We start from the raw sequence: 22,994 nt of genomic DNA, 5'->3' as shown, positions 1-22,994 counted from the left end.
TTACGCAAAATTAAGAAGTAAATGCTTTGTTCAATGTGCAATAGTTCCCGAAATTGTATCTGCGGGAACTTACACACTTTAACAATGTTATCACTTCTTTTCTTTCTCAGTACCTGCACTTTCCACTTCAGCATTGGAGGTTTGCGGCAGGAGATGATGCACAACAGGATAATCGACAAATCTAAAATCATTGATATTTTTTGTAAAGAGCCTGCGTTCCTTTATCACTAAACCCCTGTTCTACGAGTTGCTCATACATCTCACGTGCAAGCTGAAGACCTGGGAGCTTTAATTGCATTGCCTCTGCTTCTGCTAATGCGATATTCATATCCTTTAAAAAGTGTTTCACGTAAAATCCTGGCTCAAAATCTCCCTGTAACATGCGAGGTGCTAAATTCGATAAAGACCAAGAACCTGCAGCACCCGATGAAATAGAAGCTAACACGGTTTCAGCATCAAGCCCTGCATGCTGTCCATAGGCAATTGCCTCACAAACACCAATCATATTCGTTGCAATGGCAATTTGGTTACACATTTTTGTATGCTGTCCAGCACCCGCCACACCTTGGTAGACAATTTGCTTCCCAAAAATCGAAAGCATCGGCAAAACCTCATCGAATACTCGCTTCTCTCCACCACACATGATTGACAATGTTCCATTTTTTGCACCTACATCTCCTCCGGATACTGGCGCATCAATCGAAGCCATTTTCAGCTTGTTAGCTTGCTCCGCAATACGTTTAGCAAGCGCTGGACTAGATGTCGTCATGTCGATGACAATCTGATCTTCCTTCCCGTTGGCGAAAATACCACCTTCGCCAAAATAAACCTCTTCCACATCTGTTGGATAGCCAACCATTGTCAGTACCACGTTAGCCCCAATCACTGCTTGGCCTACTGTGTTCGCCCAAACTGCACCTGCCTCCACCAGTGGCTCTGCCTTTGCTTTCGTCCTTGTAAATACAACAACCTCATAGTTCTCACGTAGCAAGTGTCTGACAATACTCGCGCCCATAACACCCGTACCAATAAATGCAATTTTACGATTTCCCACCAAAATACCCCCTACATAAAATTTCTAGCTTCTTTCAATTTTATCAGAGAATATTTTATTTTCCATCATGATATCTATACGAGACGATGACTCGTACAAATAAAAAAGGAGGACAGTCCATATACAAGGACCGTCCTCAAAAGGGGGAAATGAGAATGTTGCTGTGTTCATTAGTAATTTCCCCCACTTTTCGACACATTAAACATCTTTTATAAATAATTATTTTTTATTTTTCAAACGATCAAAAAACGATAGCATTTCCCTGTTAAAAAAAGTCCTTGTTCCTATCAAACTGGTTCATGAGGCTGTCGAGTTTTCTACTAAACTCAAGCGTTTCATCAGCAGTTAGACCTTCTTTATCGGCTGCCCCCATCATAGCTTCACGCAACATTTCAATCTCTTCTTCCAAGCTAGGCTCCAAGACAACCCCTCCATCCATGGAATAACATATAGCTACAACCCTATTATACAGGAATCCACATCTAAAAAGCGACGAAACTTATTGACAACTCTCCAAAAAAAAATTTACAATCAGTCAAAAACGATAGATATTGAAAACACTTTACGTTACACTATTTTTAAGGCACACTATAAACGATTAATCCAAAGTGATAATCAGCCATTTTGACGCCAAAACTAGACTAGTCACAAAGGAGTTGTTATATAATGTTAATCGCAGCGGTTGGCAATATTATTGAATTCAAAGACGGCCTACAAGGGATTGTAGAAAAAGTAAATGAAAACTCAGTCATTGTAGACCTCACATATATGGAAAACTTTGAAGAGCTTGAGCTGGAAGAAAAAACTGTCATCAACCATAAGCGTTATACTATCATTCATGGTGAAGGCCAAATTAAGGAATGAAACATTAGACGATTACATACGTCCAACTTAGTATAGGAGGGGTTTTCGATGAAGAGCAAATGGAAATTTTTATACGCAGCAATCGCGACCGCTTTACTACTTACGGCATGCGGTACAGATACTGGCAAGGAGAATACTGATGGCAAAACAAATGGATCTGCAAATCCAGTAGAAGAAACAGATAAAGTTACTGAGGATGAACAAGAACCAGCAGAACCTGATGCATCCGAAACACCTGATGCATCGAATAACGAAATGGAGGAGGCAATTGTAACTGCTAGTGATGAACAAAACTACACAATTTCTGTCCTTCCCGACTATACATTGACAAGCGAAGAACCTGGCAAGGATTCCCTATTCTTTGACGCAGACGGTTCGCAATTCATGCGCATCGAAACGATGGTAAATGAGCAAGGCACATATGACCACCTCGTTGAAAACATGAAAGCTATCCTTGAAGCGGCAAATGAAGAAGGCACGCCAACTGAATTGACTGATAGCGCTGCTATTCCTACTGGGGACCGGATTGAGAATGCAACAGTTTTTGCTAACGGATCTGTTACAGGTATCGTCTTTGAGCGTGGAAGCATGATTGTGAGACTAACTATTTTCGATTCTCCAAATAAAGAGCATTTCCAAAACTTCCTGCACATGGGTGAAACGATTGAATCGAAATAAATGAATTGAAAAGCCGTATGGAGAAATTCTCCATACGGCTTTTTCATAATAAAAAACGACACTCTTTGAAGTGAGATGTCGTTCTTCATGATAAATCTTTCACCGATAAACCTAACTTTCGGATTAAACCAATTGCCTGCTCTTGTTCTTCTACTGTCAACGCAGACATAATTGACTCAATATTCTCCGCATGTTCGGGAAATATCGCAGTCATTAATTCAATTCCTTTAGAGGTAATCGACATATATGTGATGCGCTTATCTTCCTTGCAAAATACGCGTTCCAGTAATCCACGCTGTTCCAGCTTATCAACAACATACGTCATTGAGCCGCTTCGCAGCAAAATTTTCTGACCGATTTTCTGAATCGGCTGTTTCCCCTTATGGTAAAGGAGTTCAAGGACTGCAAATTCAGTCGGATTCAGTCCGTGTTTGTTATTCGTTATATTGGCCTCTTCCAAAATTACTTTACTTGCCCTCGAAAGGACAATAAACAACTTTAAGGCACGTTCTGTATCTGTTTTCATTTTTCTGTTCCACCTTTTGTTTCCCACTCAAGAGTCGCCACCATTATAACGGTAAGGACACCCTTCTGTCAAAAGAGAAACAAGTTTAGAAACGATTCTCTCAGGAAGACAATAACTTTTTATCATCCTGAACCGGACTCTTCATATGGGCAATGACGAGCGGAAATGTTACGATAAAGGTCGTCCCCTGACCTAGCTCACTTTCAACTGAAATGGTCCCACCATGTTCTTCGATTACTTTAAGAACAAATGGCAAACCTAGCCCTGTCCCTTCCGGCTTACTTGTAAAGAAAGGCATGAATACCTGATTGATTTGATTATTATTCATTCCTTTTCCGGTGTCCGAGATACTTAGGATGAGTTGCTGCGAATTATCCGACTCGATGGTAGTCGTTAAAATTCCGCCAGGGGACATTGCTTCAAAAGCATTTTTAAAGAGGTTAAGTAGTACTTGCTTCATTTTGTCAGCATCAGCATTCATCAATGTATTTTGAACGCATGTCACTTTTTGCTCGATGGAAATCCCTTCCAATATCGCTTTTGGCTGCATGATCTGAACCATATCAGCTACTAACACTTCAAGGGAAAGTAACGTCTTTTTATTCAAGCCAGGCTTAGAAAGAATGAGCATCTCACTCAATATCGATTCCATTCTTGTGACTTCACCTTCAATAACTGCAAGGTATTTTATCGCATCGCCATCGGCAGATAGCTTTAGTAATTGGACGAAGCCTTTTAGTGTCGTCATCGGGTTTCTAATTTCATGGGCTATGCTAGCCGCCAATTCACCTACTGTTGACAGTGAACCGGAATGTGCTAAGCGCTCCTCTAAAATCACTTTCTCTGTTCGATCATTCATGCGTATCAAATACATTTTTGTTTTACTATCGAAAAAGGTAGATATATGATAGTATCTTATATCGTCAACGGATTGCTCATACCTTTTTGTTTCTTCTACATATCCAAATATGTGTACGTCTTTTTTATATTTAAGAAATAGTTCGGTGTCACTCTGAAATAATGTTGTAAGTACAGATGCATGCTTACCCACAAAATAATCTTTAGGCATATTAAAAAATGCAGTGTGCATATCGTTGACTTCACGGATGATATCCTGCTGATCTACAACGACCATGAAGTTGTCCGAATTATGAAAGGCATGTACATATGCTTTTCCAGCAAGATTATCGTTATAGTGCTGAACGTCAAAAAATGCAACAATCTGATGAGCATCATCCACATACATTAGATGTGCTTTTGTAGCATGTATACTACCAGATGCAGTTTGGATTTTAATATCCACTATTTTTTCTTCACATTCATGTAAGGAGCCGATAACTTCATCCCACTGTTTTATAGATTGTTTATCAATGAACTGCTCAATACTTTCCGATTCTTGAACACCAAATTCTTGACCGAATTTATTATTCACAAATAACAATGTACCGTCGAGATTAAAAACTACACCGGGTCTCTCTATATCATTCAATAAAAAAGGTATATGCTTCATTACTTTTTCCTTTTTACATTTCAAGTGTATTCCTCCTGATCCTGTTTCAAGACAGTATGAAAAATAGCAATGATTCATGCAGAAAGGTCAAAATTATGCAAAACGCCACTAATTCTGATTATTCCATATTGTTAATGCGTTGGATATAGACCTTTCTACCCAACTTAGAAAATGAACAAAGAGTAGTGATTATAATAGAAAAGAGGACTTAAACAATGAACATCATACTTTCGACGTTAAATGCGAAATACATTCATACTAATATCGCTATCCGCTATTTGAAATCATATGCATTACCGGAGTATAATTCGACGCTTGCTGAATACACAATTAAGGATCCTACGATAAATATCGTATCAGATTTATATCAAAAAACACCTGACGTTGTCGGATTCAGTCTATATATCTGGAACATTGAAGAAACGATTAAAGTAATACGTATGCTCAAAAAAGTAAAACCAGATGTCAAAATTATTGCAGGTGGTCCTGAAGTCATGTATGACTACGATTATTGGTTAGAGCGTGTACCAGAAATCGATGTGATTGTCATCGGAGAGGGAGAAAGAACCTTCAAACAGTTGTTGGATGTCTATGCGGGAAAGGAAGATATTTCGACTGTTCAGGGGATTGCCTATCATAAGGATAACCAATTAAAAATTACAGCCCCTGGGCCTAAACTGGATTTGCGTGAGCTACCTAGCCCTTTTCGTTTTGCAGAAGATATACCAGAACTCAACAAACGCGTAACGTATATCGAAACAAGCCGTGGCTGTCCATTTTCTTGCCAGTTTTGTCTGTCTTCCATCGAAGTCGGCGTTCGCTACTTCAATCGGGATGCCATTAAAGACGATATCCGCTATTTAATGGCGAATGGTGCCAAAACCATCAAGTTTGTCGATCGAACATTCAATATTAGCAGAAGCTACGCCATGGAAATGTTTCAATTTTTAATTGATGAACATGTGCCAGGTACGGTTTTCCAGTTTGAAATTACGGGAGATATTATGCGCCCGGAGGTCATCCATTTTTTGAATGAAAATGCGCCTGCTGGATTATTCCGCTTTGAGATTGGTGTGCAGTCTACGAACGATTTAACGAATGAGCTTGTTCAGCGACGCCAAAACTTTGAAAAATTGTCCCGTACAGTAACAATGGTCAAAGAAGGCGGGAAAATTGACCAGCATTTAGACTTAATCGCAGGATTGCCTGAAGAGGATTATGCTTCGTTCCGTAATACATTCAATGAGGTTTTCGCCATGCGACCAGAGGAATTACAGCTCGGCTTCTTAAAATTGCTACGTGGAACTGGATTGCGTATCCAAGCCGAGCAATATGGCTATACATTTGTCGACGAAGCACCTTACGAGATATTCTCCAACAATGTGCTGTCATTCGATGATATTATACGCATCAAGCATACAGAAGATGTCCTCGAAAAGTATTGGAACGACAATCGCTTACCGCGCACTGTCGAATATCTCGTATCCGAGGTCTTTGAAACACCATTCGATTTCTTCCAACAGTTCGGGACGTACTGGGAAACGCAGGGCTGGTCAAGAATCGGACATCAGCTAGAAGATTTGTTTACCCGTTTAAACGATTTTTTAGAAGAAGATGGCCAAGCTGATATGACCATCACACAGAGTCTTATGAAACTTGATTACTTGGCGCATCATAAATTCCAACCACGTAAAGTGTGGTGGCAGGATGATATGCCGGCAGATGAGCTTGTAGCAATCGAACAATCATTGCTCAATAATCCAAATATCCTAGGTGAAACGTTTGCTTCCTACAACTTAACCGCCCGCAATATCCGTAAACAGACATTTATCACTCCGATCGCTGTCAACCCGAAGGATGCGGAAATCGGGATTGTAGAAAAAACGTCTGGCTATCTTGTGACTGTGTTTAGGCATGGAGAGCAGCCTGTGTTTCTGTTTTTTGATCATGTCGTAGCTGTTTCGTCAAATAAATAAAATACAAAACAAGGCTGTTCCCAATCCAAGGGACAGCCTTGTTTTTCAGCCAATAATCACACGCTCTTTCGGGAAGCGATAATGTGGTTTTTTCGTTTTCCCTCCTAGTGTATAGAGGAATGAGATGAGCCCCACTCGCCCGATGAACATTAATGCCATAATTATTAATTTCCCGGTACTCGAAAGATCCGACGTGATGCCGAGTGACATACCGCATGTACCGAAGGCAGATGTGATTTCAAATAATAATGCCACCGCCGGGACGCCCGGTTCTGTAATGAGTAAAATTAGCAATGCAGTCATGACCATAACAACTGCAACGATAATAACCGCATACGAACGAAACACATCTATTAGCTTAATTTCCCTGTTGAACACGTTAATCACTTCATGCCCCCGTGCAAAGTTAACGAGAAATAGAATAGCTATCGCAAAAGTTGTCGTCCGAATACCACCCCCGACCGAGCTTGGCGATGCACCGATAAACATCAATGAACTAATGAAAATGTCCGTTGCTTCACTAAAGTGCGTGATATCATGCGTTGTCAACCCAGCAGACCTAGATGACACCGAGTGAAATAACGACGTAAAGAATTTTTCATGCCACGTCATCCCTTTGAAGGAATGAAAAGATTCCAATATAAAAATCATCAGTGTCCCCCAAACTAGCAGGAGGCCAAATGTCACGGTCGTTATTTTAGTAAATAAGGAAAAACGGAAATTCGGTACCTTTTTCGAAAAATAACTTTTCACCTCGATTAAGACAGGAAAGCCAATAGCACCTAACATAATCAAAATCATCGTCACCGATTGAACAAAATAGTCATTAAAATAAGGAACAAGTGATGCACCCGTAATATCAAATCCAGCATTAGTAGTTGCCGATACCGCCAAAAAAGTACCATTCAGAAGTGCTTCACCAAACGTATCGTAAAACTGCAGCATATAAGCAGTTAAAATTAAGCTACCTATAATTTCAATCAAAAAGATAATCTTAACGATTTCCCTTATAAGATGCACAACCCCCGCCAAGCTATATTGGTTATGGTCAACCATAATCAACTGACGTTCGCGTAGACCGATTCGCTTTTTAACAATTAACCAAAAAAATGTGCCAATCGACATAATGCCAATACCACCAAATTGAAGTACAACTATAATCATACAGAGCCCGAAAACCGTATACGTATCCCAAATGTTAATCGTCGTTAGCCCCGTAACACTAACCGCACTAACGGCTGTAAAAAGACTATCAATGAAACTAACCTTGACTCCCGGCTTATAAACGCCTGGTAAATTCAACAAAAGAACCGAAAAGGCAATAGCTAGAAAATAATAAAAAACAATAATTTGTGCTGGTGTGAATCTACGAAAATTTTCACGTGTGAATTTCAACTGTATCGCCTATCCTTTCAACCATTCAAAGCTGTTGTACCCATTTTAGAGAAGTCGATGCAAAAATGATAGTAGAAACTAAAAAAAAAGAAAAAAAGATGCCGTATACGATTCACGGCATCCTCTTCATGTATATTATTTTTTATTTTCCTTACGACTATTCCTCACACCAAACAAATAACCACCAATAACAATTCCTACAAGGACAATCCAAAATGTCAATTTCCATCCAGTCGAATGTGGAAAACCTACGTCAATGATTTGTAATTTTGGATGCGCTAACGTAAGAACGACCAATTTGATACCTACCCAACCAACAATCAAAAAGGCTGCTGTTTCTAATGATGGGAATTTCTCTAACAAGACAACGAACTGACGAGCTGCGAAACGCATAATGATCAATCCGATAATACCACCCAATAGCATAACGGTAAATTGACCGCCATTAATGCCACCTATATCGAAATCACCTAGCGCTGGAAGTGTGATTGCCAGCGCAACCGCAGCTAGCATCGAGTCTAATGCAAATGCGATATCTGCAAGTTCTACCTTCAATACAGTCATCCAGAAACCAGAACCTTTACGAGATTTTTCATCTTTTTCAGGATCTTCATCTGTATTCTTTCTCTGGTCTAGAAGACTTTTAATGGATATGAATAACAGATATGCAGCTCCTAATGCCTGTATTTGCCAAATATCTACAAGTAATGTAATCATAAATAACGCAGCAAACCGGAACACAAATGCACCTAATAATCCGTAAAATAGGGCTTTCTTTTGTTGTTCACGCGGTAAATGCTTCACCATAACCGCCATAACTACCGCATTATCTGCTGCCAATAATCCCTCGAGTACAATCAGTACAACGAGTACCCATGCGTATTCCAATAATATTGCTTCCAAATCCATTCCTCCTACACTTTTTTCAAACAAAAAAGACCCTCACCTAATAAAAGGCAAAGGTCTCGCTAAGTCAGAATTTTGATTTTCAAAAATCTAGCTATCATAACCGATGGCGTCAGCCATGTATTGACGACTATGAAATAGGTTTCCCTAAAGCTACTCCCCCTTGACATGATGTCAAAAGTTATTAAGTTGTTGGGTACTTTTGTTTTATTATACCACCTCAATCCTAAAAGTAAAACAATAGCTTATCCGATTTTAATATGAAAATCAGGATTATCTTTATTTTCCTTATAGAATGCTGTCATAGATGGAATGGATTGGAGAAAGTCAGCACAACTGATGCCACTTCCTTCAAGTAGCTTTTGGGCAATCATTGTATCAAATGTGGCATTCCACATTAAATAGTCAATCGTTTCTGCTTCAACACCTAGTTTGCGCTGTAGCCAAATCGAAGACAGCCCCGTTCTAGCTAGCACTTGCGGCATTCTTCCCTTTGGCTTTTTCCCCGTCAGCTCCACAACCATTGCCCTATAAATTTCCTCAATTGGGTGGGGTGATGGATCTGTTAAATGGATGGTTTGTCCTGCTGCCTCTATTTTACTCGCGAGAAAGACTGTTGCATGAATAATATAGTCAATCGGCACAACATTTATACACGCAGTTGTCTTTCCTACATACGGGATGACAGGCATCCATTTTAGACGATCAATCATGTTCATAAAAAAATAGGGTCCATCAAACTTAATGGTCTTACCTGTTTTCGAATGCCCACGTACAATTCCCGGCCGGATAATCGTTACAGCTACATCGGATTTCAATTCCTCCACAAGTAATTCTGCCTCAAACTTCGTTTCCTCGTAATGATTTTTAAAAGCAGCCGGACGAATCAATTCCGTTTCAAGCAACAATCCTTCTCGTTTTCCTGCCACATAAGCTGTGCTGAAGTACATATAACGTGTGATAGACGGATGATTACGTATAAACTCATTGACTTGTCTTGTTCCCTCTACATTGACGTCCCAAGCAATTTCCGCTTTGACAGCTAAATCGTAAATCGCTGCCAAATGCCACACCGTCAACGTTTCTTCGTACAACTGTTTGACGGTCTGTTTGGTCAACCCCAGATTCACTTGCGTAATGTCTCCAACAATGATGTCAAAAGGAATCTCAACATTCATCTCCATCATCATCGAAGCTGCCTTATCCTTCGCTAGTTGCTCTTGACTTGCTTGCACCACCGCGTATAACTTCTCAACTTGACCAACACGCACCAATTCTTTAATCAATTCCGTTGCGATGAAACCAGGAAACCCTGTAAAAAAATGAGTTTGCACATAATCGCCCCCTTGTTTTATTAGTTTAACAATAGCGCTTCGTAATTGGAAGAATATTCAGATTCAAAAAGAGCCTCCCATTGCAGGAAGCTCCTTCATCATTTATTCGTGACTGCACGCCTTCTTGTTTCACGATCAAACAAGCTATACATAATCGGCACTACATACAGTGTCAGCAATGTTGAACTTAATAAGCCACCTATGACGGCAATGCCCATCGGCTGATTCATTTCTGTTCCTTCCCCTAGTCCAAGCGCTAGCGGTAGCAAGCCTAGAATCGTCGTCAAAGCCGTCATCAAAATAGGACGCACCCGATCCCTTACTGAAGCAATGATCGCATCATATGAGCTAAGCCCTGCCTCCTTGCGCTGATTAATATAATCCACAAGAACAATCCCGTTGTTAACGACAATTCCAACAAGAACAAGAATCCCGATAATCGCCGTCACACTAATGGGCGTACTTGTCATATACAAGCCCGCAGCTACTCCTATGACCATTAAAGGAACAGAAAACATAATGACAAACGGATACTTGAATGATTCAAACTGTGCCGCCATCACAATATAAACGAGCACTACCGCAAGCGCTAATGCCATCAGCATGTCATCAATGGCACTATCAAATAATTCTCTGTCGCCACTATACGTCAGTTCAATTTCCTCCGGCATCTCAAGCCCTGCAATCACTTCATTCACTTTCTTCGTCATATCCCCAAGCGTCTGCGACGACTCATATTTCACATTAAAGGTTACTGAATGCGCTTGATCGACGCGTTGAATGGACACCGGTCCTTCTGCAATATGGATTTTCGCCACTTCCCCAAGCGATACAAATGTCCCCATCGAAGTACGCAGCTTCAATTTTCTCAACTGCTCCACGCTATTCCGGTATTTCTCATCATATTGCACATAAACCCCAAATACCGCATCATTTTCGCCAATAATCTGTGTAGCAAATGACCCCCGTGTCACACTATTCACTGTTTGTGCAATTTGATAGGCTGTTAAGCCTTTAGTAGAAGCCTTTTCACGGTCCACTTCAATTTGAATTTCATCCACCGTATTTTGTAAGTTATTTTTTACTTCCATGACAGCATCCAGTGTCACAAGCGCATCATTTAACTCTATTACAGCTTCATTCAACCGCGCTTCATCCGTATCATTCAATGCAAATGTCAAGGTATTTGGACTGGATCCTGCCGCTGTTTGCATAGCAAAGCCAATTTCCGCGTCCTCACCCACTACCTTCTGCACTTTTGGCTGCACAGCATCGACGAATTCAAAAATGGAACGCTCTCGATTTGCTAACGGCACAAGCTTAACATAGATCTCCGCTACATTCGCCTTCGAAGAGCCTTGTGCCAAACCTTCCTGCGTACCACCGACAAGGCTCACATACACTTCCACATCCGGTTCGTCCTTCAGTTGCGCTTCAATGCGTTTCACTACATCATCTGTCGCTGTTGGCGAGGAACCATTCGGCAATTTCACCGATATACTCACAAACCCTTCGTCCGTTGCCGGTAAAAATTCAGTTCCTACTTTGAATAAACCAAAGCCACTTAGTACAAGCAGAACCACTGTCACAAACAACACTGAGAATCGGTATTTCAATGCCCACCTTACTGACCTTTCAAAGGTGCCTAACGTTTTCGAGCGACGTCTTCGCGCTTCAATGTTGCCTCTTGGCTTCTTCAATAAATGACCGGCCATCATCGGCACAACTGTCAAAGCGACGACGAGCGACGCAAACAAGCTAAACGAAATCGTTAAGGCAAACTCCGTAAAAATTTGACCAATCAAGCCGCTGATGAAAATGACCGGTACAAAAACAGCTAATGTCGTCAAGGTCGAAGCCGTGATTGCTCCGCCAACCTCTTTCGTCCCATCAAATGCAGCCTGTTTCGGCTCCTTGCCCATCGCTAAATGCCTTTCAATATTTTCAATGACCACAATGGCATTATCGACTAACATCCCAATACCAAGTGCTAGCGCACCAAGCGTCATAATATTGAGGGAGAAATTTGCAAAATACATCAACACAAATGTCACAATGACGGAATAAGGAATGGCAATCCCGATAATAATTGGACTTTTTATGCCCCGTAGGAACAAGAACAAAATAAGCATGGCGAAAATACCGCCCAAAACGAGAGACTGACCGATATTGTTGATGGCTAGCTTGACGTAATCACCTTGGTCAAACAAAATATCTGATTCAACATCTTGAAACTCATCCTTTTTAAGTAGCGTGTCTAGCGCCTCTTTGAAGGCTGTTGAAACATCCGCTGTGTTTGAGCCTGATTCTTGTAGGACAGACATCAGAACGGCTCGCTGATCATTGGCACGCGTTGTGGTAGCCGAATCCGCTTCCACAAGAGCGATATCCGCGACGTCCCCAATCGTTATTTTGTCCCCCGTTAACGGATTCGTACTCACAATGACATTTTCAATATCGGATAGTGTCGTTAAAGTACTCAATATACGAGTCGTCAGCTGTTTGCCATCTTGCGTCTCAATCGGCTCACCCGGCATTGACACATGATTCGCTTGAATCATTTGGACAATATCCGATTGTATTAGCCCATTAGACTCCAGCTTTTGTTGATCTAAAATAATTTGTACTTCTTCTACTAATTTTCCCGACACAGTAACACTTGCAACACCTTCTGTTCGTCGCAATTCGGTTTCCAGCTGCTCAGCAATTTTCCGAATATCAGCTTCATCTGTTGTAGCCCGTAACGACAACTGAATGACCGGAAACTGAGACGGATCAAATTTCATAAACCGTGGTTTATTGGCTCCTTCTGGAACAGGCACTTGATCCACGCGCTGCATAATATCAAGCTGCACATCGTCAATATTCGTCGACCAATCGAACATCAGCAAAATGAAGTTCGAGCCTTCCTGCGATGAGGATTGCATCGACTTCAATCCGGGAGCAGTCGACAAACTATTTTCAAGCGGCTTCGTTAATTTCTCACTAACTTCTGCCGGTGATGCTCCCGGATAGCTTGACACAACGACCGCAATTGGTGGATTCAGCTCTGGAATGAGCGTAACTGGAATGCGAAAAAATGACACAGCTCCAAGAATAATAACGAGAAACATGGTCACGATCGTAAATACAGGTCTTTTTATAGAGAAATCACTAATTTTCATACGCACGACCCTTTCTTCAATTATCCATTTCGTTAATCATATTGAAAGAACAGATCAACTTCAAACGACAACCTCTTTTTTAAATCAAATACTATACATTTCGTGTACAGTTATATTTGGATCGCTTTGGATTGAACGACTTCTATATTATTACCGAGATGTTTTTTATGTATAGGGATGCGACTTCGCCGCATCCCTATACATTTTTTCGGTAATAATATGGTGGTCTTTCATCCGTCGCTCTCCAAAGGCAAAGGTACACGTAGTACTAACGCTTTTTTTGACGAATGAATAGAAGACTTCCTACATGGATAAGAACCCCCAAAGATACAATTTTGGGGGCTGAAGCTTTCAATATGGGCTTTTCTATTTTTATTTTGGCTATGTTAAATAACTCTGTTTCTATTTGATTACAACGAATGGATATTTCACAAAATTATTAGGAATATAATTAATGGAACTTATAACTCATTGAGAACGTTTCAAATAGTAGGATTGCTGTTCAACTAACTTACATGTTAGAAGGGGGAGTATTTCTTTGGAAACTAAAGAAGAAGTGAATATTAAAGACGAAAAAAAGAAAATTTATAAAAATATCTTAAAAATGTTGGCAGTAGTCGGTTAGGTGTTTTTTGCATTGATTGGTTACGGAGTTTATTGGGCGTTCTATGATATGAATAGGTTACCGACAGGGGAATATCTCACGGAGGAGATATCTCCTGATGGAAAGTACACCCTAAAAGCATATGTCACCAACGGTGGAGCTACAGTGTCATATGCTATTCGAGGTGAGTTGGTCTTTAATCAAAGAAATAATAAAACGAAAAATATTTATTGGAATTACAGAGAGGAGTCTGCCAATATCACTTGGACTGATAATGATACAGTAGTGATTAATGGGCATTTATTGGATGTAACAAAAGAGAAATTTGATTTTAGAAATCAATAATCCATCATTCGTTTAATCGACAAGGAGGCAATTACATGGGGTTTCCTATTTATTTTCTTGCACTGTTTGCAATTATAATTATATTTGTCGCTACCATTATAGTCTATAAACGGCATATCAATAAGACTATAGGAGCAACCGAGGGCAAGCGTACTTCAATGGTTTCTCCATATAGAGTCGCTATTGTTATGACCATAATAGTTTTACTCATTGGCATATTAATCAGCTATTTTGCGGGATATGTTAATGCCTATAAAGATTACGAAGAAGATGCATGGGTGATGTCGCATTCTGATATTCAGACATTCTATGCAGAAGTAAAAGAAGTTGGCGAGAATTCTATATTGGTTGAAGGTATTTCCCTCAATGATGAGAATTATCGAGGTGAGTTTCAATATGATGTATGGGGAGAAGTGAGTATATATCGGGAGGATGCCGTTATCGGGCTTTCTGATTTGTCAGAAGGTGATTTGGTTTCAATCACACTTTTAACCGACCGCACAGGCATTACAAATATCTTCAAAATCCAGCTATTATCTGATAAGAAGTAACCTCGTGTTCCGAACAATACCATTGTCATAAGGGTGATGTTGTAGAAAAGAAAAGATGATTGTTGCCTTGCTTGTGGCAACAAAACCCGCAACAGAATCCGCGGAGCTAGGGAGTTTAAAGACTTTAACAACAAGCGTTACAGGATATTTCCACCTCCATTTCAGAAGGACTTAGTTGCAGATTAATGGACGATAGTTAATCCCGTGAGATAAATAAAAGGAGTTGTTTAAAATGGATGAAAAGAAAGATACGGAAATAAAACAATCTTCAACAGCTGAAAACATTCTTTCTCAGATCAATAGTAAAACAAAGCTAGGCGACTTACGAAAAATCGCGAAGGACATTAAAAAAGATCACGAACTTGCTATGGAACTTTGGTCAACCGAAGAATTTTTGCCCAGACTATTAGCAATCTTAATTATGGACAAAAAACTTCTTTCAGAAGATGTGCTAAATAAGCTTGATAAGGATATGCAGACTCACACTTTTGATGAGCGAAATAACTTAATGGATTGGTTAATGGCTAATCAGCTCACCAAGGACAAGAAGAAAATTGCATTGATGGAGTCATGGGGAAATAGTCCTTCTGCTCTTCAAAGGCGAGCTTTCTGGTATTATCAAGGACGATTGAGATGGACTGGACAAACACCGCCTGATAACACCGCAGACTTGCTATCTGCAATAGAAGCTACTATTACGCAGGAAGAACCGGAAGTTCAATGGGCTATGAATTTCACAGCAGGCTGGATAGGCGTTTATGATGAAAAGAATCGTGCACGTTGTATTAAAATTGGTGAGAAAACGGGCCTTTACAAAGATGAAATAGTCGCAAAAGGATGTACTCCCAGCTATTTGCCGGAGTTCATTACGATTGAAGTTAACAAACGACATAATAATTAGTTACCTCTGAAAAATTTATTAGGTTTGATACAAAAAATAAAGGAATTCAAAGCCTCAATATGAAAATTGTAATAGGCTTGGACCGAAAAATAAAGAAAGCAACGCGTTTTGGCAGCTAGTTAGTGAAATATGCAAGGGATGCAATTACAGGACTTGTTGAACTACCAATGCAAATCCAATTCGTTGGATGGACATTCTTAGAAAGAAACTTACCATTTGATGCAAAAAGAATGAAAGAATGCCTAAGTGATTATAATGAATAGGTTTATCTACCAAAATGTGATTTCTTATTCAACTAACGAAACAGGTTAGTTGAATAAAATTAATGGTAAAATTATGAGTATGGAAGTCAAAGGAGGCTTAAAGTAAATGTTAGGTGAAAATTTTTATGAACAGGTACAAAAGAAACCATTATTCTTTTTGATTTTTAGTATTATAGCAATTGTATTTTTTACTGGTATCACATTTACTTTTGTAATCCCTGGGTTAAAAGGATTCAAATGGCACATCTTATTTACTACACTTTTGATCTATTTTGTAGTTGCGAATATATTTGAAGGGTTATTTAAAGAACGACTATCATTGGTTTTTATACTCTGCTTGATATTTAGTGCTTTAGGAATGGGATGGCGTTTATGGCTTGAATGGGGGGAGTTTAGCATAGTCGAACATATGAATCCATTTGTTCTAATAGGCTATCCTTGTATTATCGCCTTTATAATATTATTAATGTTTCATTTCTCTTCTAAATTTAAGACGAAAAAAATAGTAATTACCGATAAATAAAAATCGCTTTTTCTTCTTCAACTAAAGGAGCAGGTTAGTTCAAGAAGGATTACGTTGTCTGATTGAAGAATTTACGGTATAGATAGACTTAATCAGGCATTTAAAGGGGATGTAGTGAATGGTAAATGCTCATCAAAAATTAGTTTCGTATGTAGATGATATAAAGGAACGCAATAATAGCAGTGCATCTTCATTAGTTATAATAAAGGACGGTAGTATTGTATTAGAACATTATAGTGGATTTCATTCTAATTCAAATACTATACCCATTTCTGAAACCTCAGAGTTTAATGTTGCTTCTGCAAGAAAAAGTTACTTAGGTTTAGCGATAGCCTATGCTTTATATGAAGGTAAAATTAAAAGTCTGGATGACTATGCACTCGATTACTTTGACAGTTTCAATAAGGAACTCCTTGCAGGAACAACTTTAAGGCATTTAGTTACTCACTCTCACGGATTAAACCAGAGAAAGGACGGAATTATTTTTAGGGAATTTGCTCCAGGTGAGGGATGGGCTTACAGAGGAATTAACATTTTAATGATGACAGAACTTATAAATAAACTTTACGGTAAAAGTTTCCCAGAAATACTCAAAGAGAGGGTATTCCTGCCATTAGGTTTTAAAGAAACTGCTTGGCATTCAAGACCAAATGAAAAATTGGTTCAAGTAATTGATAATCCAAACGATATTGCTACATATAAATTAGGTAGTTCAAATGATGGCTTTGACTCAAACCTCCATACCTCAGCTCGGGAATTTGCTTTATGGGGAAATCTTCATTTGAATAATGGAGTAGTAAATGGAAAACAAGTTGTTCCAAAAGAAGTAATTCAATTAGCTACCCGAGTACAAAATCCAACTTATAAAGATAAAGATTTACCACAGAACGGATTGTTTTGGTATGTGAATGATACACCATCGTTAAGAAGCGAAATTGGAGAAAGAGTGCCTAAAGATTCCTATCAAATATTAGGTGTAACGGGTCCGACTTTATTAGTTATTCCTAAATATAATCTTGTTGTCTCAAAAATGTACAATAAACAATATAACTACGGGGGTAACAATTACCTTCATTATTTAAGAGAATTCAGCAATTTAGTTGCTGATACATTTAAAGAGTAAATATGTTCTTGTTCAACGGGTGCTTTAGTTCAATACAAATACTGCAAAAGGACCTGCACTAGGTTCTTTTTCTTTGTTATAAGTAAAAAAGGAACATATTGTACAAAATGCAAGAGTTCCCGAAATTGTATCTTCGGGAACTTACATGCTCTATAAAAAGTCATCTATTCCCTTCTTCCCAAGCAACCGCATTTTTCACTTGAACATTGTAGGTACGCGACAGGCAATTATTCGCAATAAGATGACCGAAAAGGATGTGGCTAGGAATGACGAAGTCATTTCTAGCCACACCCACTACCCCAGTAATACTACCATGAATAATTCGCCGAAAGCGGACCGAAAATGCTCCCGTGAAAAAACCTAGCAAAACGGATAAGACCGCCTTACTAGGTTTTTTTCATCATAACAAACTATACAGCCGGATATCCGGGTATTTATCGTGGAACCAACGCATTGCGAAGTCATTTTCAAACAAGAACACTAAATTATCGTAGCGGTCTTTCACAAGCATTGCACGCTGCCCCGTCATGGAATCCTTAACGTCGCTTTCATTTTCAATCCAGCGCGCTACTTTCGAGCCGACGTGTTCCATACGTACCTCAACATTGTACTCGTTTTTCATGCGGTGCTCGAACACTTCAAATTGTAGTTGACCAACAGCTCCGAGCAATACTTCTTCTGTATGAAGCGTTCGGTAATACTGAATAGCCCCCTCCTGTACAAGCTGTAAAATCCCCTTATGGAAATGCTTCGATTTCATAACGTTTTTCGCCGTTACGCGTACGAAAAGCTCCGGTGTAAACTGCGGCAATGCATCGAATTGGAAGGACGATTTACCACCGATGACTGTATCCCCAATTTGATAGTTCCCCGTATCATGCAAACCAATTATATCGCCAGCTACAGCCTCATCCACTGTTTCGCGGTCATCCGCCAAGAATTGAGTCGTCTGTGTCAGTTTGAATGTTTTCGAAATACGCGGCACTGTCACCGTCATCCCACGTTCAAATGCGCCCGAAACGATACGCACAAATGCGATACGGTCTCTGTGCATTGGATTCATATTCGCCTGGATTTTGAAGATGAAACCTGAGAACTCTTCTGAGTACGGGTTTACTTCTGCTTCATCTTTTGTCATACGCGATTGTGGTGCTGGTGCAAATTGTAAAAATGTTTCTAAAAATGTTTGCACACCAAAATTTGTCAACGCACTACCGAAAAATACTGGTGTTAGTTCACCTTTTGCCACACGCTCTTCATCAAAATCATTGCCTGCTTCGTTTAGTAAAAGAACGTCTTCGAGTGCTTGTTTATAATAAGATGTTTCTGCCATCGGATGGTCTTCAGCAAGTCCACCGTCTTCATTCAACGTAAGAAAACGTTTTTCATCTTCCACGCGCACTTGTTCAATCCGATTATTAAAACGATCGTAAATACCGAGGAATTCTTTCCCCATCCCAATTGGCCAGTTCATAGCATATGATTCAATGCCTAATACTTCTTCTAATTCTTCCATCAGCTCAAGTGGCTCTTTCCCTTGACGGTCCATTTTGTTAATGAATGTAAAGATAGGAATTCCACGCATTCGACAAACTTTGAATAATTTAATCGTTTGTGGCTCAATCCCTTTGGCTGAGTCGACCATCATGACGGCCGCATCGACAGCCATTAACGTACGGTACGTGTCTTCACTGAAATCTTCGTGTCCAGGTGTGTCGAGAATATTAACACGCTTGCCGTCATAATCGAATTGCATAACAGATGATGTCACCGAAATCCCACGTTGTTTCTCGATTTCCATCCAGTCAGATGTAGCAAATTTCCCTGTCTTCTTTCCTTTAACTGTACCTGCATCACGAATTGCACCGCCGAAATAAAGCAGTTTTTCCGTAATCGTTGTTTTCCCAGCATCCGGGTGAGAAATAATCGCAAATGTGCGCCGTGATGCAATTTCTTCCTGTATAGGTTTATCCATTTTATATTGTCTCCTTCTGTTTCGCTTTTCTTAGCATAGACGCATTGCGTGGGGATTTCAACAATTTTTCATTAGAATTTTCAACATACAAAAAGGAACCCCATCAACCTACTCTTGGTTGATGGAGGGTTCCTTCTGTTGAATACCTATTTATAAGCGTTCTAGTTCAAGACAAACTATGTTTTTTCAATTCTTCCAGTAAAGAATCACTTAACATTCTAAACTCAAAATCAAGATGCATATCTGCCATCCAATTTAAATCAATCCTTTGTACCTTAAAAATAGCGCGATTATCATCAGGGAAAAAAAGCTCAATTTGACACCGACAATCGAATTGCTGATCAATATTTTTTATTCTACCTGCCGTCACGCCATCCTCTTGCAAATTTAATCTCAATTTATTGAACAAAATGCCCACCGCTAAATCATGACTATCATTGCACCATGCTACTTCTTCTTTCGTTAGAGAAACGGACTGACACCAGTACGAATACGCTGCATTGCCGTGTTGACTAAAAAAGTTAAGATCATCACGATTAAAATGGAAAGCACTATGCGTCCTTAACGTTTTGTCGATTTCTTCATTGGTGAAAATTATATAATCCTCACCCGAGTCGGATATCAAAGACTTTGGCATGGAGTAAAATGCTAAATTTAAAATAAAACGCTCCACTAATCTGACTCCTCCTCATTTACTTCTCCACTACACCCGTACCAAATTTCTTCTCTGCCTCTGCCAACGCAATTTCCGCATCAGAGTGCGGGTATTTCGTTGAACCGATGATTTGATAATCCTCATGCCCTTTACCAGCGAAAATAATCATATCACCGCGTTCTGCAACGGCAACGGCATGGCGTACCGCCTCTGCACGATCGCCGATGCAAGCATATGCGTCATGTTGCATCCCCGCCGCCAATTCTCCGACAATCGACTCGTACGGCTCGTCACGCGGGTCATCAGTTGTCAGGATAACGTAATCTGCAACAGATGCTTTCTCCGCCATGATCGGACGCTTCAAGCGGTCCCGGTTGCCGCCCGTGCCAATGACAAAAATTAATTTACTACTAGCCTTCTTATAAGGAAGAACAGCCGCAATGGCTTTTTCAATGGCATCAGGTGAATGGGCATAATCGACATAGATCGTTAACGGCAGCTCAGTCTGTACCCGCTCCATACGACCTTTCACAGCAGGTACTTGCGCAAGATAGCCGATGATATCCGCCGTTGCCATACCTTTTGCATATAGTGCTGCGATGACCGCCAATGCGTTATAAACACTAAATTCACCAATTAATTGCATGACGACTTTAAATTCTCCGTCAGGTGCATTCAGGGTAAACGACGTTTCATCAGAAGCCAACACTATATCTGTCCCACGGAACACTGCATCATTGTGGAGCCCATAGGACAAAATAGGATACGACGTCATTTCCTTTAACTTCGCACTCCACGCATCGTCTGCGTTAACAATCGCAAACTTACGCTTGTCCAAATCCTGTCCGAGCTGAGAAAATAACAATCCTTTGGCATGTCCATATTCCTCCATCGTTCCATGGAAATCAAGATGGTCATGGGTCAAGTTGGTGAAAATGGCAATATCAAATTCAACGCCAGCTAAACGCCCTTCCACAAGCCCATGCGAGGACACTTCCATCGTCATCGTCGTACATCCCTCAGCTACCGCCTGTGCAATCATTCCCTGTGTCGTCAGTGTATCTGGCGTTGTGTTTTCCGTATCATACAACATCCCTGCCACATTAAAGCCGATGGTTCCCGATGCAGCTGACTTCTCATCCGCTAGCTGCAAAATAGCTTGAATAATTCCACTAACACTCGTCTTACCATTTGTCCCCGTCACACCAATCATCGTCATCCGCTTGGAGGGATACCCGTAAAAACGAGCCGCTAACAAACCAATCGCTCGTGATGTATTGTCGACAGTGACAACCGCGATTTTGTCCAAATCGACAGCGATTGGCTTAGAAGCCACAATAACCCTTGCACCATTGTCAATCGCTTTTCCAACGTAATCATGACCGTCGACTGTAAATCCTTCGATGCAAACGAAAACCCCTCCGGCACTTACTGCACGCGAATCAACCGCGATATCTGTCACCGTCGATGGAACTGCTCCCATCACTTGTTTAACTGTCAATACTGACAATAATGTTGCTGTATCCATCCAAAAACCTCCGTTCAGTCCATCATCGCTGAAGTAACATATGCGTGAAGCAATTGCGCAGTCGCTGTCAGTGAATCAATATGTGTCCGCTCCAATGCATGTGACGATTCAATACCAGGTCCAAATAATGCATGTTTCACGTCAAAGCCTGCCCGAATCGCGGCAGATGCATCCGAGCCGTAGTATGGATATATATCTAATTTAAAAGGAATATTGCCCACTTTACAAAGCCCCGTCAAATGCTGCGTCAGCGCATAATGATACGGTCCACTCGAATCCTTGGCACAAATCGACACCGTATATTCATCCGACGCTTGTCCATCACCAATCGCACCCATATCAACTGCGATATACTCGACCGTTTCCTTTGGAATATTGGAGTTGCCTCCATAACCAATCTCTTCATTGTTGGAAATATAGAAATGCGTTGTATGTGGCAGTACAGTGCCTTGCTCTTGTAGTGAACGCACAAGCTCTAGCAGCAGTGCTGTACTCGCTTTATCATCCAAATGACGAGATTTAATAAACCCACTTCCCGTCACTTCAAAACGAGGGTCAAAGGATACGAAATCCCCCACCTCAATACCGAGTGCGCGAGTACCAGCAGCATTTGTCACTCTCTCATCAATGCGAATTTCAATATTATCAGCGTTACGTTCCGCGGTTCCCGCATTTTTGTACACATGGACAGTTGTTTGGTGCATTAAAATTGTGCCACGCACCTCTTTTCCTGTTGCCGTATGAATGAGGCAATATTCCCCTTCTACCGCATTCCAGTTAAAGCCACCTACCATCGTTAATTTCAAACGACCGTCGCTCTTAATCTCTTTCACCATCGCACCTAATGTATCTGTATGGGCAGTAAGTAAGCGATGACGCGCTGTATCTCCTCCCTCAATCGTAGCAATAATTGCCCCTTTATTCGTTTTTTTATAGGCAATACCAATTTCATCGAATTGTCGTGAAATAAGTTCCATCACTTTCTCCGTGTAACCGGACGGGCTAGGTGTCTCCACCAGTTCTTTCAGTAGTTCAACCGTACGTCTCTCATTCAATTTCATCATCATTTCCATTTTCCCTCTCCTCCACTTCAAATGATTGTCATTTTATGTAGCCGCG

General features: G+C 40.4%; 21 protein-coding genes. 8 read left to right on the top strand and 13 right to left on the bottom strand.

The window, feature by feature from the left end; translation table 11 throughout:
• Positions 1-187: 187 nt before the first annotated feature.
• Both R2B77_RS03025 and R2B77_RS03020 read right to left on the bottom strand, forming a co-directional pair.
• A complete protein-coding gene (locus R2B77_RS03025; protein ID WP_322555642.1) occupies positions 188-1,054 on the bottom strand; it encodes an NAD(P)-dependent oxidoreductase in 867 nt (288 codons plus the stop codon).
• 265 nt (positions 1,055-1,319) lie between these two features.
• Positions 1,320-1,475: a Spo0E family sporulation regulatory protein-aspartic acid phosphatase gene (locus tag R2B77_RS03020; protein ID WP_203246057.1), complete on the bottom strand. Its 156-nt coding sequence runs from the start codon at positions 1,473-1,475 to the stop codon at positions 1,320-1,322.
• A gap of 245 nt (positions 1,476-1,720) precedes the next feature.
• Here R2B77_RS03020 and R2B77_RS03015 point away from each other — a divergent pair, with 245 nt between their 5' ends.
• Together R2B77_RS03015 and R2B77_RS03010 are read left to right on the top strand one after the other, a co-directional pair.
• Positions 1,721-1,918, top strand: a complete 198-nt coding sequence (locus R2B77_RS03015) for a YkvS family protein (protein ID WP_203246056.1) — start codon at positions 1,721-1,723, stop codon at positions 1,916-1,918.
• 48 nt (positions 1,919-1,966) lie between these two features.
• Positions 1,967-2,596: a hypothetical protein gene (locus R2B77_RS03010; RefSeq protein ID WP_203246055.1), complete on the top strand. Its 630-nt coding sequence runs from the start codon at positions 1,967-1,969 to the stop codon at positions 2,594-2,596.
• 85 nt (positions 2,597-2,681) lie between these two features.
• On the opposite strand, the gene R2B77_RS03005 is transcribed toward R2B77_RS03010, so the two are convergent.
• Together R2B77_RS03005 and R2B77_RS03000 are read right to left on the bottom strand one after the other, a co-directional pair.
• Positions 2,682-3,122 (bottom strand): MarR family winged helix-turn-helix transcriptional regulator, encoded by a 441-nt coding sequence (locus R2B77_RS03005; RefSeq protein ID WP_203246054.1) that lies wholly within the window; start codon positions 3,120-3,122, stop codon positions 2,682-2,684.
• A 100-nt stretch (positions 3,123-3,222) separates the two neighbouring features.
• Positions 3,223-4,656 carry an ATP-binding protein gene (locus R2B77_RS03000; protein ID WP_203246053.1) on the bottom strand — a complete coding sequence of 478 codons (1,434 nt, stop codon included), beginning with the start codon at positions 4,654-4,656 and terminating at the stop codon, positions 3,223-3,225.
• Positions 4,657-4,847: 191 nt separating this feature from the next.
• Between R2B77_RS03000 and R2B77_RS02995 the strand changes: the two genes are divergently transcribed.
• On the top strand, positions 4,848-6,608 hold the full coding sequence (locus tag R2B77_RS02995) for a B12-binding domain-containing radical SAM protein (RefSeq protein ID WP_203246052.1): 1,761 nt from the start codon (positions 4,848-4,850) through the stop codon (positions 6,606-6,608).
• Positions 6,609-6,653: 45 nt separating this feature from the next.
• Here the strand turns inward: R2B77_RS02995 and R2B77_RS02990 are convergent, their stop codons facing one another.
• The 4 genes from R2B77_RS02990 to R2B77_RS02975 all read right to left on the bottom strand — a co-directional run bounded on the left by R2B77_RS02990 (position 6,654) and on the right by R2B77_RS02975 (position 13,407).
• Positions 6,654-8,003, bottom strand: coding sequence for a TrkH family potassium uptake protein (locus tag R2B77_RS02990; RefSeq protein WP_212391066.1), 1,350 nt, complete (start codon positions 8,001-8,003; stop codon positions 6,654-6,656).
• 135 nt (positions 8,004-8,138) lie between these two features.
• Positions 8,139-8,906: a TerC family protein gene (locus R2B77_RS02985; protein ID WP_212391064.1), complete on the bottom strand. Its 768-nt coding sequence runs from the start codon at positions 8,904-8,906 to the stop codon at positions 8,139-8,141.
• 248 nt (positions 8,907-9,154) lie between these two features.
• A complete protein-coding gene (locus tag R2B77_RS02980) occupies positions 9,155-10,243 on the bottom strand; it encodes an SDR family oxidoreductase (protein WP_203246051.1) in 1,089 nt (362 codons plus the stop codon).
• A gap of 98 nt (positions 10,244-10,341) precedes the next feature.
• Complete coding sequence (locus tag R2B77_RS02975; RefSeq protein WP_203246050.1) at positions 10,342-13,407, bottom strand: efflux RND transporter permease subunit; 3,066 nt, start codon at positions 13,405-13,407, stop codon at positions 10,342-10,344.
• Between the two features lie 625 nt (positions 13,408-14,032).
• Here R2B77_RS02975 and R2B77_RS02970 point away from each other — a divergent pair.
• The 5 genes from R2B77_RS02970 to R2B77_RS02950 all read left to right on the top strand — a co-directional run bounded on the left by R2B77_RS02970 (position 14,033) and on the right by R2B77_RS02950 (position 17,717).
• Positions 14,033-14,356 carry a DUF5412 domain-containing protein gene (locus R2B77_RS02970; protein WP_322555640.1) on the top strand — a complete coding sequence of 108 codons (324 nt, stop codon included), beginning with the start codon at positions 14,033-14,035 and terminating at the stop codon, positions 14,354-14,356.
• A 35-nt stretch (positions 14,357-14,391) separates the two neighbouring features.
• Positions 14,392-14,907, top strand: coding sequence for a hypothetical protein (locus R2B77_RS02965; RefSeq protein WP_203246048.1), 516 nt, complete (start codon positions 14,392-14,394; stop codon positions 14,905-14,907).
• 232 nt (positions 14,908-15,139) lie between these two features.
• Entirely contained in the window at positions 15,140-15,808 is a 669-nt protein-coding gene (locus R2B77_RS02960; protein ID WP_203246047.1) for a DNA alkylation repair protein, read from the top strand.
• Between the two features lie 369 nt (positions 15,809-16,177).
• Positions 16,178-16,594, top strand: coding sequence for a hypothetical protein (locus R2B77_RS02955; protein ID WP_203246046.1), 417 nt, complete (start codon positions 16,178-16,180; stop codon positions 16,592-16,594).
• Positions 16,595-16,712: 118 nt separating this feature from the next.
• Positions 16,713-17,717, top strand: coding sequence for a serine hydrolase domain-containing protein (locus R2B77_RS02950; protein ID WP_203246045.1), 1,005 nt, complete (start codon positions 16,713-16,715; stop codon positions 17,715-17,717).
• 160 nt (positions 17,718-17,877) lie between these two features.
• Here the strand turns inward: R2B77_RS02950 and R2B77_RS02945 are convergent, their stop codons facing one another.
• From R2B77_RS02945 to R2B77_RS02925, 5 genes are all read right to left on the bottom strand, one after another.
• The gene (locus R2B77_RS02945) at positions 17,878-18,006 is read right to left on the bottom strand and encodes a hypothetical protein (RefSeq protein ID WP_322555639.1); all 129 of its coding nucleotides are present in this window, start codon (positions 18,004-18,006) and stop codon (positions 17,878-17,880) included.
• A gap of 111 nt (positions 18,007-18,117) precedes the next feature.
• On the bottom strand, positions 18,118-19,692 hold the full coding sequence (locus R2B77_RS02940) for a peptide chain release factor 3 (RefSeq protein WP_203246044.1): 1,575 nt from the start codon (positions 19,690-19,692) through the stop codon (positions 18,118-18,120).
• Positions 19,693-19,858: 166 nt separating this feature from the next.
• Positions 19,859-20,365 carry a hypothetical protein gene (locus tag R2B77_RS02935; RefSeq protein WP_203246043.1) on the bottom strand — a complete coding sequence of 169 codons (507 nt, stop codon included), beginning with the start codon at positions 20,363-20,365 and terminating at the stop codon, positions 19,859-19,861.
• A 19-nt stretch (positions 20,366-20,384) separates the two neighbouring features.
• Positions 20,385-21,875 (bottom strand): UDP-N-acetylmuramoyl-L-alanyl-D-glutamate--2,6-diaminopimelate ligase, encoded by a 1,491-nt coding sequence (locus tag R2B77_RS02930; protein ID WP_203246042.1) that lies wholly within the window; start codon positions 21,873-21,875, stop codon positions 20,385-20,387.
• 14 nt (positions 21,876-21,889) lie between these two features.
• On the bottom strand, positions 21,890-22,942 hold the full coding sequence (locus R2B77_RS02925; protein WP_203246571.1) for a M42 family metallopeptidase: 1,053 nt from the start codon (positions 22,940-22,942) through the stop codon (positions 21,890-21,892).
• Positions 22,943-22,994 lie beyond the last annotated feature (52 nt).

Origin of the sequence: Sporosarcina beigongshangi (genome assembly GCF_033485195.1) — a bacterium.
In the GTDB taxonomy this organism is placed as follows: domain Bacteria; phylum Bacillota; class Bacilli; order Bacillales_A; family Planococcaceae; genus Sporosarcina; species Sporosarcina beigongshangi.
The sequence above is the reverse complement of the archived record's forward strand: the minus strand, read 5'-3'. Positions and strand labels throughout refer to the sequence as shown.